Below are 15462 nucleotides of genomic sequence, written 5' to 3'. Positions count from 1 at the left end.
GGGGCGGCCTCTTCGCGTCGGTGGCCGGTCAGACGGTGCCGGTGTGCCGCCGCATCGAGTACGCGACGAAACCCGCCCCGATACCGAGGGACACCGTGCCGCCGATCACGTACGGGGTGGTGTCCACGCTGCCCGTCTGCGCCAGCAGGAGCTCCTCGCCGGCCGCCTGCGCCGCCGCCCCGGAACGCGAGTCTCCGGACTCCTGCGCGGCCTGTCTCTCGGCGGTGGCATTCGCGGAGGGGACGAACCACAGCGCACACAGAAGGGTCCCTGCGGCTGTGGCGGTGAGCAGCGGTCGACGTGCGACGGACACGAAGTCGATCCCCCTTGAGGCATCCTCGAATTGGCCGGTGGGGCGATGCTAGTGAAAGCAGCGGGTCGTGGGAAAGCCGCGGCCCGAAGGGCCATACCCTCCGTCGTATGACCACCTCTGAGACATCACGCTATGTGCGGCTGCGAGTGGAATTGGTGATCGAGGTCGAGGACTCCGGCGCCCTGACCGGAGCGGCGCTCGAACGGATCGCGGACGACGAGTTCATGCCCGACGACGAGCGGACGCATGCCCAGTCCGCGGTGCGCGAGGAGGAGGCGGAGGCCCTGGCGTATCTGATCGACCCCTTCGACCTCGTCAGCGAGGTGCCGGGCATCGAGCTCGCGCAGGCCTCGTGGAGCTGCGAGCAGATCGAGTACGACCCGGACTCCGCCGACTGGGAGTTCGACATCGACGAGGACGAAGTCGATGGTTACGAACCGGGCCCGGACGGTTACCCGCTGCTGGAGAACGACAGCGGCGTCGAGGGTGACGGCGACGGCGACACCGGCCGGTGGCCGTAACGGGACCGGGAAGTGACCTGTTACACGCTTCGGGCCCGGATCGCCGGGCAGGCGCCCCCCGCACTTCCGCCCGGGCTTTCCCGGGCAGGAGTGCGGGGGCGACAATCGAATGACGAAGCCGGACCGGGAACGGTGCAACCGATGAGGCGGATGCAGCGTCGATCAGTTCGGGCAGGTGTACCCGGGCGGGCAAGGAGCCCGACGGGCGCACCCGGTGAGGTGTTGTTCCCCACATCGTGTACCGATGTGGAACCGGATGACCTGAAATGGGGGTTGTCCACAGTGGTTGATCAGGGGACTCGGCAACGATGGAGACGCGTGTGATGACGGACAGCAAGCGGCGCAACGGATGGAAGGTCGCATCCGTGCTGCTCGGGGGTGTGCTGGCCCTGTCGGCCTGCAGCGGCGGGGACGATCAGGACGCGGCTGCCGAGGCCTCGAAGACGTCACAGGCGCAGATCGACGAGGCCGCGGCGAAGGCGGTCTCGAAGGCGCGAATAGCGATTTCGCCGAAGAACGGCTCGACCAACGCGAGCATCAACAACGCGGCCAAGGTCACCGTCACCGACGGCACCCTGACCGAGGTCACGATGACGACCGCGGACGGCACCGCCGTGGCCGGCACCCTCGCCGCCGACGGCAAGAGCTGGAAGCCCGACGCCCAGCTCGAGCGCTCGACCACGTACAAGATCGCCGCCACGGCCAAGGACGCGGACGGTCTCGAGGCCCACGAGAACGCGTCGTTCACGACCGTCTCGCCGGCCAACAGCTTCATCGGCAACTTCACGCCGGAGGACGGTTCCACCGTCGGCGTCGGTATGCCCGTGTCGATCAACTTCAACAAGGCGATCACGGACCGCAAGGCCGTCCAGTCCGGGATCACCGTGACGTCCAGCAGCGGGCAGGAGGTCGTCGGCCACTGGTTCAACAGCCAGCGCCTCGACTTCCGCCCCGAGCAGTACTGGGCAGAGGGCTCGACCGTCACCATGAAGCTCGAGCTCGACGGCGTCGAGGGCGCCGACGGCGTCTACGGCGTGCAGCAGAAGACGGTCACCTTCAAGATCGGCCGCAACCAGGTCTCCACCGTCGACGCCGCCAGCAAGATCATGACGGTCACCCAGGACGGCAAGACGATCAAGACCATTCCGATCTCCGCCGGCTCCTCCGAGAACCCGACCTACAACGGTCAGATGGTGATCTCCGAGAAGTTCAAGGAGACCCGGATGAACGGTGCGACGGTCGGCTTCACCGACGACGACGGCAAGGGCGAGTACGACATCAAGGACGTGCCGCACGCCATGCGGCTGTCCACGTCGGGCACGTTCATCCACGGCAACTACTGGGGACCGGACTCCGTCTTCGGCAGCGCCAACACCAGCCACGGCTGCGTGGGCCTGAACGACGTCAAGGGCGCCGGCGACCCGAAGCAGCCCGCCGCCTGGTTCTACAACAGCTCGATCGTCGGTGACGTCGTCATCGTCAAGAACTCCAAGGACACCACCATCAAGCCGGAGAACGGCCTGAACGGCTGGAACATGGACTGGGCGCAGTGGAAGGCCGGCTCGGCCGTCTGACCCGCCCGTGACACCTGACGGTGGCGGCACCCGCGAAGGGTGCCGCCACCGTCGTCGTTCCGGGCCCCGGCGCGGGCAGCGGCGGCCGTAATTCCGAGCGGCCGCCGGGGAGGGGGACGTACTGTCCCCGGCATGACGATCACCACCCTCCCCGTGCCGCCCTCCGACTCCGCCGTGGACGCCTGGCACACCGTCGTCCGTGCCGCGCACCTCCACGACCTGCCCGGACACGTGCCCGCGCCGGGCCGGGTGGAGACCGAGGGGAAGCTGCGGAGGTCGTCGGTGAACGGCCGGACCGTCCATCACGCGGCCGTGGCGGCCGACGGCTCGTACGACGGCGTGGCGTCGGTGGTGCTCTTCACCGACGAGAACAACCTGCACACCGCGTTCCTCGACCAGTTGACCGTTCACCCGAGGGCCAGGCGCCGCGGCGTCGGGAGCCGGCTCTGGGCGGCCGTACGCGACGATCTCGCCGCGGACGGCCGTACTTCGGTCACTGCGGAGATCGAACTCGGCGGGCCGGGCGAGGAGTTCGCCGCCCGTCACGGCTTCGACAACGCCCTCCCGCTGGCCTGGTACGTGCAGGACCTCCAGGACGCGCTCGCCGCCCACCCGGTGCCCCCCGCGCTCCCCGACGGGTACGCCTACGCCCACTGGACCGGTGTCGTGCCCGACGGACTCGCCGACGCCTTCGCCGAGGCCCACAACGCCATGGAGGACGCGCCCATGGGGGACGTGGACCGCTCCGTGCCGAAGTGGGACGCGGCACGGGTACGGGCGGCCGCCCGCGTGATCGAGGACCGCGGCGGCGTCATACTCTCCTCGGCCGTCGTGCACACGGCCGACGGCGCCGACACCGTCGCCGCCTACACCGAACTGGTGCTGCGCGACCCGTCCGACGTCCGGGCCATGCAGTACGACACGGTCGTCGTACCCGCCCACCGCGGCCTCCGCCTCGGCCTCGCCGTCAAGCGCCACATGATGGGCGTCGTGGCCGCCGAGTGCCCCGGCGTACGAGAGACGGCCACGACCGTCGCCGACGAGAACGGCCCCATGCTGGCCGTCAACGAACAACTCGGCTACCGGCGCGAACGCGAGATCGCGTACTTCCAGACCAAGCTGTGACCGTCCGGCCCGCCCCGTGCCCGGCAGGTGACCGCCGGGCACTCCTCCTGCCGCCCGGGGACCGGACCGGGCCCATCGAGCCGCCGGCCACGGGAAGACGTTTCGCCCCTGGCGCAACCGCTTCTGCTCCACAGCCCGTTGCGGCGCTTCTACGCTGGGCGGGTGAGCAGCCACGAGACGAACCGAGCCCGTGTCGTTCCCCTGCGCCCGGCCGTGGCGCCGGCCCCCGACGGGCCGGCACCGGCACCGGGTCAGGCGTCGCCCGGAGAGCCGCTCTGGCGGGAGGTCGTCGGCGGCGTCCTGCGCCGTGAGCGGCTGGCGCAGGAGCGCACACTGAAGGACGTGGCGGACGCCGCCAGGATCTCCGTGCCGTACCTCTCCGAGCTCGAACGCGGCCGCAAGGAGGCCTCCTCGGAGATCCTCGCCGCCGCCGCGCACGCCCTCGGCCTCGGCCTCGCGGACCTGCTCGCCCTGTCCCACCGCGAGCTCGTCCGCCCGGTCCGCTCCACCACGGTCCGCTCCACCACGGCCCGCTCCACCACGGCCCGGTTCGGCCGGACCGTGGGGGCGGCACGGCAGGGCGACGTGCGCCTCGCCGCGTGACCGTCGGGCAGGTGCCCCGGCACCCGGCCTGACGGCCGGTCAGGAGAGGGCCGGGGCCCGGCCCTCCCCATCGGTGTCACCGCGGACGACATGCTCCACCGCGCGGCCGGCGCGGAGCTCCAGCCGGTCGCCGGTGAACGCGCCGCAGAAGCGCCGGTCGTGGGAGACCGCGACCACAGCGCCCTCGTACGAAGCCAGCGCCTCTTCCAGGTCCTCCATCAGGTCGGGGGCCATGTGGTTCGTCGGCTCGTCCAGGACGAGCAGATCGGCCGGTGACGCCAGCAGCCGGGCCAGTTGGAGCCGCCGCTGCTGGCCCACGGACAGGGCGCGGACCGGTACGTGAAGATCCTCCTCGCGGAACAGGCCCAGGCCGAGCAGCTCGTCGGCGAACTCCTCCGGCAGGCCCGGCCGGCCCGCCGCATAGGCCGACAGCAGCGGTCCGCGCGGCGGGGCCACGGGCAACTCCTGCGCGAGGTAGCCGATCCTGACCCGCTCCCCGTGCCGCACCGTGCCTTCGTCCGGCCGGAGCTCCCCGGCCAGCACTCGCAGCAGCGTGGTCTTGCCCGCGCCGTTCGGGCCGGTCACCAGCAGCCGCTGCCCCGACTCCAGCCGCAGACCCGCGAGACGCAGCCGCTCACCGACCCCGATGCCGGTGAGTTCGGCGAGCAGTCCCGAGCGGCCCGACGTGACCGGCCGCGCCGTGAACCGCAGCGGCGGCGCCGGCGCGGTCACCGGCTCCCGTTCGAGCCGTTCAAGACGCTGCCGTGCCGCCCTGACCCGGCCCGACAGCTTCGCCTCGTGCGAACGGCGGTGCTTGCCGAAGCCCTGGCGCGGGTCCTTCCCCGACGCCGCCAGCCGCTGCCCGGACGCGGCCACCAGCTCCCGCGTGCGCGCCAGTTCGCCCAGCCACTCCTCGTACTCCTGCTCCCGGCGGCGGCGTGCGGCGGCCTTCGCCGCCCGGTGGCCCGCCCAGCCGTCGCCGTGCCGGTGCACGGTACGCGTGTCGCGGTCGACCTCGAGGATCGTGGTGGCGACCCGTTCGAGGAAGGCACGGTCGTGGGTGACGGCCACCACCGTGCCGCGGTGGCCGCGCAGTTGCTCCTCGAGCCACTCGGTCGCCTGCCGGTCCAGATGGTTGGTCGGCTCGTCGAGGAGCAGCAGTTCGGGGGAGGCGGCCAGCACACATGCCAGGGCGAGCCGCGACTGCTCCCCGCCGGAGAGGGAGCCGAGCCGCCGCTCCGGCGGCAGCCCGCCCAGGCCCAGCGCGTGCAGGGCGGCGTCGGTCCGGGCGTCGGCCTCGTAACCGCCGCGCTCCTCGAAGGCTGTGAGCAGCTCGCCGTAGGCGGCGAGTTCCGCCTCGCCCGCCTCGGCGAGGGACGCCTCCGCCTGCCGCATCTGCCGTTCGAGGCCGCGGAGTTCGGCGAGTGCCGTGTCGACGGCGTCCTGCACGGTGTGGTGGGGGCCGAGCCCGAGCGTCCGCTCGAGGGTCTGGTCGAGGTGCCCGGTGCCGCCGGGTGCGCTGACCGTGATCCCACCCGTGTCGGGTGTCTCGTCGCCGGCCATGAGCCGTAGCAGTGTCGACTTGCCGGAGCCGTTCTCCCCGATGACGCCGGCGCGTTCACCGGGTCGCACGGTCAGCGACACCTGATCGAGGACGGCACGGCCGTCGTACGCCTTGGAAACGTCTTTCATGGTCAGTCGGGCGCGTTCGCGCATGGTCTTTCCCTGGGTGACAGGCCAGCTCGGCGGCATGGCGCAGTGCGCCTGCGCGCATGCCGGAGCAGGGCCGGGTGCTGTCGGACGGACGCGGGAGGGACGTCAGCGGAGTCCTACGACTCGCACGCTGCGTCCGCGTCCGGAATCAGAGAAAGAAGTAGTGCTTGTGCGAACCCATACGCCCAGTGTGCCATTACCGGGCCGGGACCGGGGGTGACCGCGGCCACCCCGCGGCATCCGTCCCGGTCCTGGCCGTCACCGTCGTGCGGCCCGGCGGGTCACGGCAGTGAGGCACCCGGCGCGGCGCCGTCACCGCGGTCGGGTGCCCGGGGCTCTGCCGGTGCCCGTCCTAAGGGGTCCCGCCGAAGGTCCACAGGGCATGGGAGCCGGGGCCGACGACCAGGGTCGAACGGCCGATGCGCTCCTCGTGCCGGTACTCCACGGACCGGTTGAGCGACATCCCGACCTCCCGCAGGCCCGCCTGCTCGCGCGGGACGGCGTCGAACCGGAGCGTGGTGCCGCCCCGCACCGCGAGGACGCCGCCGTCCACGGGCCGTACGACGAACCCGCCGGCCCGCAGCAGTGGTTCCGTGTTCGCGAGGTCCGTCTCCGTGACCCCGAGGCGGACGTAGGTCACGTCGCGCATCAGGCGGTCCTGGTAGCCGTCGGACAGGTAGCGCTCCCGGCCGACGTCGCCGGGGTAGGAGGCCGGCTCGGTGTTGCTGCGCGGGTCGGCGAAGTACTCCGGCAGGTACTCCATCCCCCAGGCGCCGAAGGCGTCGTACGTGGTGGTGGTGAAGACGGCGTCGAACCACGGCACGGGCACGCCGTCGCCGAAGTCCCGTGTCTGCCGGAACTCCACCGGCTCGGCGACGCCCTGGTCGCGCAGTCGCCGGGTCACCGTGGCCAGGTCACCGGCGCGTTCGGTGGACAGCCCCATCCCGGCGGCGCCGAGGGTGCCGTCCTGGCCGGGAAGGTCGCCCACCCCGAACAGCTCGAGGTAGGTCTCGCGGCCCAGCAGGTAGCGGCCGGTCCAGGTCTGCCCGTCGGCTCCGGTCGTGGTGCGCACCTGGAAGTCGGCGAAGGTACGCAGATAGCCGGAGTGCTCGATCGCGTCGGCGGTCTCCCGGTCGAGCACCCCGTAGGCGTGGTTGTAGAACAGCAACTGCCGATCGGTCGGCGGCCGGCTCTCCTCGGCCAGCGCCGTGCTCGTACCGCCCCCGACGGCCCCCGCGAGGGCCAGGACGAGGACCATGGTCATCTGTAATACCCGGCGAAGCAGCATGCCAGGGATCGTAGGAGGACCGGTGCGCAGCCGCCTTCGATTTCTCCGGACCGGCCCGTGGCGCGGCCGGCTGCCGAGGTCAGCCCTCGGCGCGTGCCACGCCGATCGGGCAGGAGACGCCCGTGCCGCCGATGCCGCAGTAGCCCGCCGGGTTCTTGTCCAGGTACTGCTGGTGGTAGGCCTCGGCCGGGTAGAACGGTCGGCCCTCCGCCGGGAGGATCTCCGTGGTGATCGTGCCGTACCCGGAGCCCGTCAGGACCTTCTGGTAGGCGTCCCGGGACGACGCCGCCGCGGCGGCCTGGGCGGGGGAGTGGGTGTAGATCGCCGAGCGGTACTGGGTGCCCACGTCGTTGCCCTGGCGGAAGCCCTGGGTCGGGTTGTGGGACTCCCAGAAGAGCTTCAGCAGCGACTCGTACGTGATCTCCGACGGGTCGAAGACGACGCGGACGGCTTCCGTGTGCCCGGTCAGGCCCGAGCAGGCCTCTTCGTACGTCGGGTTCGGCGTGTAGCCGCCCTGGTAGCCCACGAGCGTCGTCCACACGCCCGGCGTCTGCCAGAACTTGCGCTCCGCGCCCCAGAAACAGCCGAGCGCGAAGTCCGCGGTCTCCAGGTGCCCCGGGTAGGGGCCGAGCAGGGGGTTGCCGAGGACGGTGTGGCGGTCGGGGACCGTGAAGGTCGGCTCCGGGCGGCCCTTGAGGGCCTGCTCGGGGGTGGGCAGCACGGGCGTACGGCCGAAGAGCATGGCTGGTTCTCCTTCACGGTGACGGCAACGGAACAACGTCCCGGTGCCGTCCGGAATTCCACCGGCGCCATCGGCGACGCCGCGCGGGCGCGGTTCAGCGCAGCAGTGTCGCCGGGCTGCCGCCGTTCGCCTCGTACCCCGCTACCGCCAGGTTGCGGTACACCGTGTACGCCGCCGCCGGGTCGGGCTCCGTCGTCCAGGGCAGCGCGCCCACGTGGCCGTCGACCTGCACGAGCTGGTGCATCGCCTCGGCCCACCGCTCGGAGTTCACCAGGAAGACGACGAGCAGGTGGCGTACGTGCGCGAGCATCGGGTCGTCCGGGCGGGCGGAGTGCACCGCGAACAGCGCGCCCTCCATGGCCTTGGTGACCACCGCGCTCTGGTAGAAGGAGCGCACGAGGTTCACCTCCGGCAGGTGCTCGTAGACCGCGAAGAGGGGGAGGGCCGCAAGCAGCGACCCCCGGGGGGCGCGGGCCGCGGCCGTCGTGGCGAAGTGGTCGGCCTCCTCGCGGGAGCCGTGCCACTTCTCGCACAGGTGGTGCAGCGCGGCCAGGTGGGCGCCCATGTGGTCGGGCGCGCGGTCGATGACCTTCGCCCACAGCTGGTCGAACTGCTCGTGGCTGTAGCCGAGTCCGCGGGCGACGGCCAGCTCGATGATGTACGGGACGGGGTCGCCGGGCGCGAGCAGCGCGGCCTCGCCGCAGACGGTCCGGGCCTCCTCCAGGATGATCCGGAAGTCGTCCGCGCCGACGGCCGAAGAGCGCCACGCCTGCTGCACCAGGAACTCGGCGTGCACCTGCGCCGCGCCCGCGTCCTTCGGCGCCTGTGAGCGCCACTTGCGCAGCCACGCGCCGCCGACGCCGGGCTGCTGCGCCAGTTCCAGGGACGCGGCCCCGGCGAAGGCCTGGACGCGCTGCCAGCGCCGCTCGCCCTCCTTCGGCGTACCGGCGAGCAGCTGGGAGGCGGCCTGCCAGTCCTGGGTCCGCTGGACGACGTCCAGTACGTCGAGGAGGTCCTGGTCCGGTCCGGGCATCCGGACGTCCAGCTGCTCCTGGCGTACGAATCCGTAGTTGTCCGGGTCGGCGGCGTCGGGCGAACCGGGCAGGGCGAGCCGGATGCCGTTCCGGCGGCGCAGCACGACGGGGCCGATGATCGCCGTCAGCATGCACAGTGCGATCAGGAACCAGAGAATCTCCATGGGCCCATTGTCCCGGACGCCTGTGGTGTGCGGCCACGGCCGGTCCCGCACCGGACTACGCTCGGGCCTCATGAGCGACCAGCACAGCTTCCACAGCTTCGAGACCCGCGCCATCCATGCGGGCAACACCGCGGACCCGCTGACCGGCGCGGTCGTACCGCCCATCTATCAGGTGTCCACGTACAAGCAGGACGGCGTGGGCGGCCTGCGCGGCGGTTACGAGTACAGCCGCAGCGCCAACCCGACGCGCACCGCGCTGGAGGAGAACCTCGCCGCGATCGAGGGCGGACGCCGGGGTCTGGCCTTCGCCTCCGGGCTCGCCGCCGAGGACTGCCTGCTGCGTACGCTGCTGCGCCCCGGCGACCACGTGGTGATCCCGAACGACGCGTACGGCGGCACGTTCCGGCTCTTCGCGAAGGTGGTCGAGCGGTGGGGCGTCGACTTCTCCGTGGCCGACACCTCCGACCCGGCGGCCGTGCGGTCCTCGGTCACCGACCGCACGAAGGTGATCTGGGTCGAGACGCCGTCGAACCCGCTGCTCGGCATCACCGACATCGCGGCCGTCGCGGACATCGCCCGCACGGCGGGCGCGAAGCTCGTCGTCGACAACACCTTCGCCAGCCCCTACCTCCAGCAGCCGATCGCGCTCGGCGCCGACGTCGTCGTGCACTCGCTGACCAAGTACATGGGCGGCCACTCGGACGTCGTGGGCGGCGGGCTGATCGCCGCGGACGCCGAGCTGGGCGAGGAACTGGCGTACCACCAGAACGCGATGGGCGCGGTCGCCGGACCGTTCGACGCGTGGCTGGTGCTGCGCGGCATCAAGACGCTGCCGGTGCGCATGGACCGGCACAGCGAGAACGCGACGCGGGTCGCGGAGATGCTCACCAGCCACCCGAAGGTCACCCAGGTCCTCTACCCGGGGCTGCCGGAGCACCCCGGCCACGAGATCGCGGCGAAGCAGATGCGGGCGTTCGGCGGCATGGTCTCGTTCCGCGTGCAGGGTGGCGAGCAGGCGGCGGTCGAGGTGTGCAACCGGGCGAAGCTGTTCACGCTGGGTGAGTCGCTGGGCGGTGTGGAGTCGCTGATCGAGCACCCGGGCCGCATGACGCACGCGTCCGTCGTGGGCTCCGCCCTGGAGGTGCCGGCGGATCTGGTCCGTCTCTCCGTGGGCATCGAGGCGGCCGACGACCTCCTCGCCGATCTTCAGCAGGCTCTGGGCTGACCTGCCCCGATGCTCCGTCGGGCCCGGCGAACCCGCCGGGGCCGACGGAGGCGGAGCGGGGTCCGGTCAGACGGGGGCCTTCTCGTCCTGCAGCGACTCACGCACCATCTGCCTCAGTTCGGGGCTGTCGGCGTGCTCGTGCACGGAGATGGCGTGCTCCACGGCCGCCCGCACGACTTCCTCCTCCTCGCCGCTGATGGTGAGGGTGCATCCGGAGACGCTGGGAGTGTTGCGGCAGTCGGCGACTTTCCTGGTCATGACGGCCTCCTGGGCTCGTTCGGTGCGCCCCTCTCTTCAGGGTAGATCCGCGACGAGCCGCCGCTACCAGCCTTCGAGTGGCGGTGTCGTGTCCGACGGAGGCACCGCCCACGGTTCGGTCACCGTCGCCCACACCGCGCACGCGATCACCAGCACGATCAGCAGCCCGATCCACACCCGGCGGACCGCCCGGTGGCGGCGCAGCAGTCGTGAGCCCTGTTCCGCGGCGCGCGTGCCGAGGCCGGCGGGGACCACGGGATGGGGGGCGTCCATCATCCGCCTGACCTCGTCCTCCTTGCGTTCCGGGCCGTTCACGAGGCGGTCCTCAGCAGTGGGCGGCCCGGGGCCTTGCGGGCGCTGCGCATGGCGTAGACCGCCCGGCTGCAGACGGCCCGCACCCGGTCCGCGGGAAGCCCGATGATCGCGGCGGTCTGCTCCTCCTCGACCCCCTCGTACAGGCGGAGCACGAGGATCAGGCGTTCCTGCGGGGTGAGGCGGTCCAGTACCCCGCCCCGCACCCGGTGGTAGCGCCAGGCGCTGCGGGCGAAGCGGAGGGCGAGTTCCTGGCGGGTGCGGTTGTACGGGTCCTCGCCGCGCAGCCGGTCCCAGTGCGCGTAGGTGCGGGCCAGGGCGCCGGTCAGCAGCCGCTGTGCGAGCGGGTTCGCGGTGGGGGGCTCGGCGGTGAGCAGGGTCGCGGCGTGCAGCAGCCGGCTCGACGCGCCCGCCACGAAGGCCTCGAACTCCTGGGCGCGACGGCGGTCCATGGCTGAATTCCGCTCGGTCACGTCCTCATATAGAGCCCGGTGACGGCCCTGGGTCAAGAGGTCGGCGGCGTCTCCGTCTCACCGGCGGGAAGACCGGCCTGGCGGGCGGAGAGGGCCATGTTGAAACGGGTGAGCAGAGTGCAGAACGATTCCCGCTCGCTCTCCGTCCAGCCGTCCGTCACCTGGGCCATCAGTTCACGGCGTGAGGCGCGGACCTCTTCGAGCTTGGCCAGGCCGCGCGGGGACAGCTGGAGCACGACCGCGCGGCCGTCCTCCGGGTGCGAGGTGCGTTTGACCAGGCCGGTGTCGACGAGCGGCGCCACCTGCCGGGTGACGGTCGAGGAGTCGATGCCCATCCCGGCGGCCAGTGCCTTGACGCCCATCGGACCTTCCAGGTCCAGGCGGTTGAGCAGCAGGTACGCGGCACGGTCCATCGAGTTGCGGACCTGGCCGACTCCGCCGAGCCGTGTCTGTTCCGCGCGGCGTGCGAACACGGCCACCTGGTGCTGGAGGGCATCGAGGAGACCGGGGCCGCCGGGAGGTTCGGGGGAGGTCCCCCGAGAGGCAGACGCAGTGGTCGTCATGTCCTGAGAAGTGGGCATGGCTGCGGGGGCTCTCTTGTGCGGTGGTCGGTTGGTGGGGGACAGAGTACGCGGCCCCGGGTCCCGGCGTACCTGCGCTGCACAATCCGGTACGGGCCCCTTACGCGGCCGGACTCCGGGCCGGTGCGTCCGCCCTGCCGCGGGCCCCTTCCGGGTGGCGGCGGCAGGCGCCGGACCGGGATGCGGACGGCGCCGCCCGTCGAAGCCCGAACTGCCAGACTTGGCAGCATGAGCTTCCGTACGCCCGAGATTCCCTCCGTGATCCTCGACGACGTCCGGGGAGCGCAGAAGATGCTGTCCGGTGTCGCCAGGGTCACGGCGATGGAGGGCAGCAGGCATCTGTCGCAGCTGGTGGGGGCACCGGTCCATCTCAAGTGCGAGAACCTTCAGCGCACCGGGTCCTTCAAGCTGCGCGGCGCGTACGTGCGGATCGCCGGCCTCAGGCAGGAGGAGCGGGCGGCGGGCGTCGTCGCCGCCTCCGCGGGCAACCACGCGCAGGGCGTGGCGCTGGCGTCGTCGCTGCTGGGGGTGCGCTCGACGGTCTTCATGCCGGTCGGGGCCCCGCTGCCGAAGGTCGCCGCGACCAGGGAGTACGGGGCCGATGTGCGTCTGCAGGGGCAGGTCGTCGACGAGACGCTGGCCGCGGCGCAGGAGTACGCGCGGGAGACGGGTGCCGTCTTCATCCACCCCTTCGACCACCCGGACATCATCGCCGGGCAGGGCACGGTGGGGCTGGAGATCCTCGAGCAGTGCCCGGAGGTGCGGACGATCCTCGTCGGTGTCGGCGGGGGCGGGCTGCTGGCCGGGATCGCGGTCGCGGTGCGGGCGCTGCGGCCGGACGTGAAGCTGATAGGCGTGCAGGCCGAGGGCGCCGCCGCCTATCCGCCCTCGCTGGCGGCCGGGCATCCGGTGTCCGTCGACGAGCCGACGACGATGGCGGACGGGATCAAGGTGGGGCGGCCGGGGGATGTGCCCTTCAAAATCATTGGCGATCTTGTGGAGGAGGTTCGTACGGTCTCCGAGGATGCGCTCTCCAGTGCGCTGCTGCTCTGCCTCGAGCGGATGAAGATGGTGGTCGAACCGGCCGGGGCGAGCACGGTGGCGGCACTGTTGAGCGATCCGAGGTCGTTCGAGGGCCCGGTCGTCGCCCTGCTGTCGGGCGGCAACGTGGACCCGCTGCTGATGCAGCGCATCCTCCGGCACGGCATGGCCGCGGCGGGCAGGTACCTGTCGCTGCGACTGCGGCTGACGGACCGGCCGGGTGCGCTCGCCGGTCTTCTCGGCCTGTTGTCAGTGGCGGATGCCAATGTTCTCGATGTGAGCCATGTACGGACCGACCCGCGGCTCGGGCTCACGGAGGTGGAGGTGGAGCTGCACCTGGAGACGAAGGGGCCCGAGCACTGCGAGGAGGTCGCGGCGACCCTGCGCGCCGCGGGTTACACGGTGATGGTCTGAGCGCTTCCGCGCCGGCGGGAGGGCGAGGCGCCTGTATCGCGATACCCGGCGCGCCATGACGCGACACCCTCTTGAGAGACGCGATGTATCGCGTTATGGTGTGGGTCCCTGCCATGCTCCCGCCAAGGGAGCGGCCGAGCCGGCCCGTCGCGCGCAAGCATTCATCCACTCCACCCGTCACCATGGGAGACCCTCTATGCCAGGCGCCATCTACGCCGAAGGTCTGGTCAAGACCTTCGGCGACGTAAAGGCACTGGACGGCGTCGATCTCGACGTCCCCGAAGGCACGGTCCTCGGACTTCTCGGCCCGAACGGCGCCGGTAAGACCACCACCGTGCGCGTACTGACCACTCTCCTCCAGCCGGACAGCGGCTCCGCGGTCGTCGCCGGCATCGATGTGCTCAAGCACCCCAACGAGGTGCGCAGGTCCATCGGCCTCTCCGGCCAGTTCGCCGCCGTCGACGAGTACCTGACCGGCCGGGAGAACCTCCAGATGGTCGGGCAGCTGTACCAGATGAGCTCCAGGGACGCGAAGAAGAGGGCAGGTCAGCTGCTCGAGCGGTTCAATCTGGCCGACGCCGCCGACCGCCCCGCCAAGACCTACTCCGGCGGTATGCGCCGCCGGCTCGACCTGGCCGCGGCGCTGGTCGTGTCCCCGCCCGTGATGTTCATGGACGAGCCGACGACCGGCCTCGACCCGCGCAACCGGCAGCAGCTGTGGGAGGTCATCCAGGAACTCGTCGGCGGCGGTACGACGCTGCTGCTGACCACCCAGTACCTGGAGGAGGCCGACCACCTCGCCGACGACATCTGCGTCGTCGACCAGGGCAAGGTCATCGCCCGCGGCACGTCCGACCAGCTCAAGGCCCGCACGGGCGGCGAGCGTGTCGAGGTCGTCGTCCACGAGCCCGAACAGATCGTGCCCGCCCGCGAGGTCCTCGTCGGCTACGGCAAGGGCGAGGTCACCGTGGCCGAGCACACCCGTAAGCTCACCGTCCCCGTCACCGGCGGCGCCAAGCTGCTCGCCGAGGTCATCCGCGACCTCGACGCCCGCGGCGTGGAGATCGACGACATCGGCCTGCGCCGCCCCACCCTCGACGACGTCTTCATCTCGCTCACCGGCCACGCGGCGGAGACGGAACAGGCCAACGGCGGCGCGGGCCCGGAAGACGCCGCAGGCCGCAGCGCCAGGAAGGAGGGCGCCAAGTGAGCGCCACCACGCAGACAGTGCCGCCGCTCGCGGCGCCCCGCCCCCGTGGCGGCATCGGCCAGTCCGTCAGGGACTCCCTGGTGGTGGCCAAGCGCAACCTGATCCGGATGATGCGCATCCCCGAGATGATCATCTTCGGACTTTTCCAGCCGATCATGTTCGTGGTGCTCTTCACTTACGTCTTCGGCGGCTCCATCCAGGTCGGCGGCTCCATCTCACCGCAGGACTACCGCGAGTTCCTGATGGCGGGCATCTTCGCCCAGACCGTCACCTTCGCCACCGCCGGAGCCGGCGCCGGCATCGCCGACGACATGCACAAGGGCCTCATCGACCGCTTCCGCTCGCTGCCCATGGCGCGCGGCGCGGTTCTCACCGGCCGCACCCTCGCCGACCTCGTGCAGACGGCGTTCACGCTCGTCGTGCTCGCGGTCGTCGCGCTGATCCTCGGCTGGCGGGTCCACGAGAACTTCGGCAAGGTGCTGCTCGGCTTCCTCCTGCTGCTCTTCCTGGGATACGCGTTCTCCTGGATCGGCGCGCTGATCGGCCTCTCGGTCCGCACGCCGGAGGCCGCGACCTCCGGCGGACTGATCTGGCTGTTCCCGCTGACGTTCATCTCGAATGCCTTCGTGGACGCCAACAACATGCCGGGCTTCCTGCAGACCATCGCCGAATGGAACCCGTTCAGCGCGACCGTGCAGGCATGCCGCGAGCTGTTCGGTAATCTGCCGCCCGGTTTCAAGGCGCCCGACGCCTGGCCCATGCAGCACCCGGTGCTGGCCTCGGCGCTCTGGTCGTTGCTGATCCTGGTGGTCTTCCGCACCCTGGCGGTCCGCAAGTACCGCTCCGCCGCCTGACCGGCACACGAAGGGGC

General features: G+C 71.4%; 17 protein-coding genes. 8 read left to right on the top strand and 9 right to left on the bottom strand.

Features of this window, described 5'->3' with window-relative positions:
* Nucleotides 1–28 precede the first annotated feature (28 nt).
* Nucleotides 29–313 carry a hypothetical protein gene (locus ACWGH4_RS16640; protein WP_453461031.1) on the bottom strand — a complete coding sequence of 95 codons (285 nt, stop codon included), beginning with the start codon at nucleotides 311–313 and terminating at the stop codon, nucleotides 29–31.
* Between the two features lie 107 nt (nucleotides 314–420).
* Here ACWGH4_RS16640 and ACWGH4_RS16635 point away from each other — a divergent pair, with 107 nt between their 5' ends.
* The 4 genes from ACWGH4_RS16635 (at nucleotide 421) to ACWGH4_RS16620 (ending at nucleotide 4136) form a co-directional block, all read left to right on the top strand.
* A complete protein-coding gene (locus ACWGH4_RS16635; protein ID WP_441263875.1) occupies nucleotides 421–834 on the top strand; it encodes a hypothetical protein in 414 nt (137 codons plus the stop codon).
* A 308-nt stretch (nucleotides 835–1142) separates the two neighbouring features.
* Complete coding sequence (locus ACWGH4_RS16630; RefSeq protein WP_453461029.1) at nucleotides 1143–2408, top strand: L,D-transpeptidase; 1266 nt, start codon at nucleotides 1143–1145, stop codon at nucleotides 2406–2408.
* 132 nt (nucleotides 2409–2540) lie between these two features.
* Nucleotides 2541–3533: a GNAT family N-acetyltransferase gene (locus tag ACWGH4_RS16625; RefSeq protein ID WP_453461026.1), complete on the top strand. Its 993-nt coding sequence runs from the start codon at nucleotides 2541–2543 to the stop codon at nucleotides 3531–3533.
* Between the two features lie 162 nt (nucleotides 3534–3695).
* Complete coding sequence (locus ACWGH4_RS16620; protein ID WP_453461023.1) at nucleotides 3696–4136, top strand: helix-turn-helix domain-containing protein; 441 nt, start codon at nucleotides 3696–3698, stop codon at nucleotides 4134–4136.
* Nucleotides 4137–4175: 39 nt separating this feature from the next.
* Here the strand turns inward: ACWGH4_RS16620 and abc-f are convergent, their stop codons facing one another.
* The 4 genes from abc-f to ACWGH4_RS16600 all read right to left on the bottom strand — a co-directional run bounded on the left by abc-f (nucleotide 4176) and on the right by ACWGH4_RS16600 (nucleotide 9077).
* A complete protein-coding gene (gene abc-f / locus ACWGH4_RS16615; RefSeq protein ID WP_453461020.1) occupies nucleotides 4176–5852 on the bottom strand; it encodes a ribosomal protection-like ABC-F family protein in 1677 nt (558 codons plus the stop codon).
* A gap of 349 nt (nucleotides 5853–6201) precedes the next feature.
* The gene (locus ACWGH4_RS16610) at nucleotides 6202–7113 is read right to left on the bottom strand and encodes a DUF5829 family protein (protein ID WP_453461033.1); all 912 of its coding nucleotides are present in this window, start codon (nucleotides 7111–7113) and stop codon (nucleotides 6202–6204) included.
* A gap of 103 nt (nucleotides 7114–7216) precedes the next feature.
* Entirely contained in the window at nucleotides 7217–7879 is a 663-nt protein-coding gene (gene msrA / locus ACWGH4_RS16605; RefSeq protein WP_453461017.1) for a peptide-methionine (S)-S-oxide reductase MsrA, read from the bottom strand.
* A gap of 94 nt (nucleotides 7880–7973) precedes the next feature.
* On the bottom strand, nucleotides 7974–9077 hold the full coding sequence (locus tag ACWGH4_RS16600) for a hypothetical protein (protein WP_453461015.1): 1104 nt from the start codon (nucleotides 9075–9077) through the stop codon (nucleotides 7974–7976).
* Between the two features lie 70 nt (nucleotides 9078–9147).
* Here ACWGH4_RS16600 and ACWGH4_RS16595 point away from each other — a divergent pair, with 70 nt between their 5' ends.
* The gene (locus ACWGH4_RS16595) at nucleotides 9148–10302 is read left to right on the top strand and encodes a cystathionine gamma-synthase (RefSeq protein WP_189466488.1); all 1155 of its coding nucleotides are present in this window, start codon (nucleotides 9148–9150) and stop codon (nucleotides 10300–10302) included.
* Nucleotides 10303–10368: 66 nt separating this feature from the next.
* Here the strand turns inward: ACWGH4_RS16595 and ACWGH4_RS16590 are convergent, their stop codons facing one another.
* The 4 genes from ACWGH4_RS16590 to ACWGH4_RS16575 all read right to left on the bottom strand — a co-directional run bounded on the left by ACWGH4_RS16590 (nucleotide 10369) and on the right by ACWGH4_RS16575 (nucleotide 11908).
* The gene (locus ACWGH4_RS16590) at nucleotides 10369–10560 is read right to left on the bottom strand and encodes a DUF1059 domain-containing protein (protein WP_453461012.1); all 192 of its coding nucleotides are present in this window, start codon (nucleotides 10558–10560) and stop codon (nucleotides 10369–10371) included.
* A gap of 63 nt (nucleotides 10561–10623) precedes the next feature.
* Entirely contained in the window at nucleotides 10624–10875 is a 252-nt protein-coding gene (locus tag ACWGH4_RS16585; protein ID WP_453461009.1) for a hypothetical protein, read from the bottom strand.
* Nucleotides 10872–11324 carry a sigma factor-like helix-turn-helix DNA-binding protein gene (locus tag ACWGH4_RS16580; RefSeq protein WP_453461007.1) on the bottom strand — a complete coding sequence of 151 codons (453 nt, stop codon included), beginning with the start codon at nucleotides 11322–11324 and terminating at the stop codon, nucleotides 10872–10874. The genes ACWGH4_RS16585 and ACWGH4_RS16580 overlap by 4 nt, the downstream gene beginning before the upstream one ends.
* 53 nt (nucleotides 11325–11377) lie before the next feature.
* Entirely contained in the window at nucleotides 11378–11908 is a 531-nt protein-coding gene (locus ACWGH4_RS16575) for a MarR family winged helix-turn-helix transcriptional regulator (protein ID WP_453461004.1), read from the bottom strand.
* Between the two features lie 246 nt (nucleotides 11909–12154).
* Between ACWGH4_RS16575 and ilvA the strand changes: the two genes are divergently transcribed.
* The 3 genes from ilvA (at nucleotide 12155) to ACWGH4_RS16560 (ending at nucleotide 15445) form a co-directional block, all read left to right on the top strand.
* Nucleotides 12155–13381, top strand: coding sequence for a threonine ammonia-lyase (gene ilvA / locus ACWGH4_RS16570; protein WP_453461001.1), 1227 nt, complete (start codon nucleotides 12155–12157; stop codon nucleotides 13379–13381).
* A 196-nt stretch (nucleotides 13382–13577) separates the two neighbouring features.
* Nucleotides 13578–14591, top strand: coding sequence for an ATP-binding cassette domain-containing protein (locus tag ACWGH4_RS16565; RefSeq protein WP_453460998.1), 1014 nt, complete (start codon nucleotides 13578–13580; stop codon nucleotides 14589–14591).
* Complete coding sequence (locus tag ACWGH4_RS16560) at nucleotides 14588–15445, top strand: ABC transporter permease (protein ID WP_453460995.1); 858 nt, start codon at nucleotides 14588–14590, stop codon at nucleotides 15443–15445. Before ACWGH4_RS16565 ends, ACWGH4_RS16560 begins: the two co-directional genes overlap by 4 nt.
* Nucleotides 15446–15462 lie beyond the last annotated feature (17 nt).

It is taken from the genome of Streptomyces sp. NPDC054847, assembly GCF_053610925.1.
Note: the sequence above shows the minus strand (reverse complement) of the source record. Positions and strands in the feature narration are given on the sequence as shown.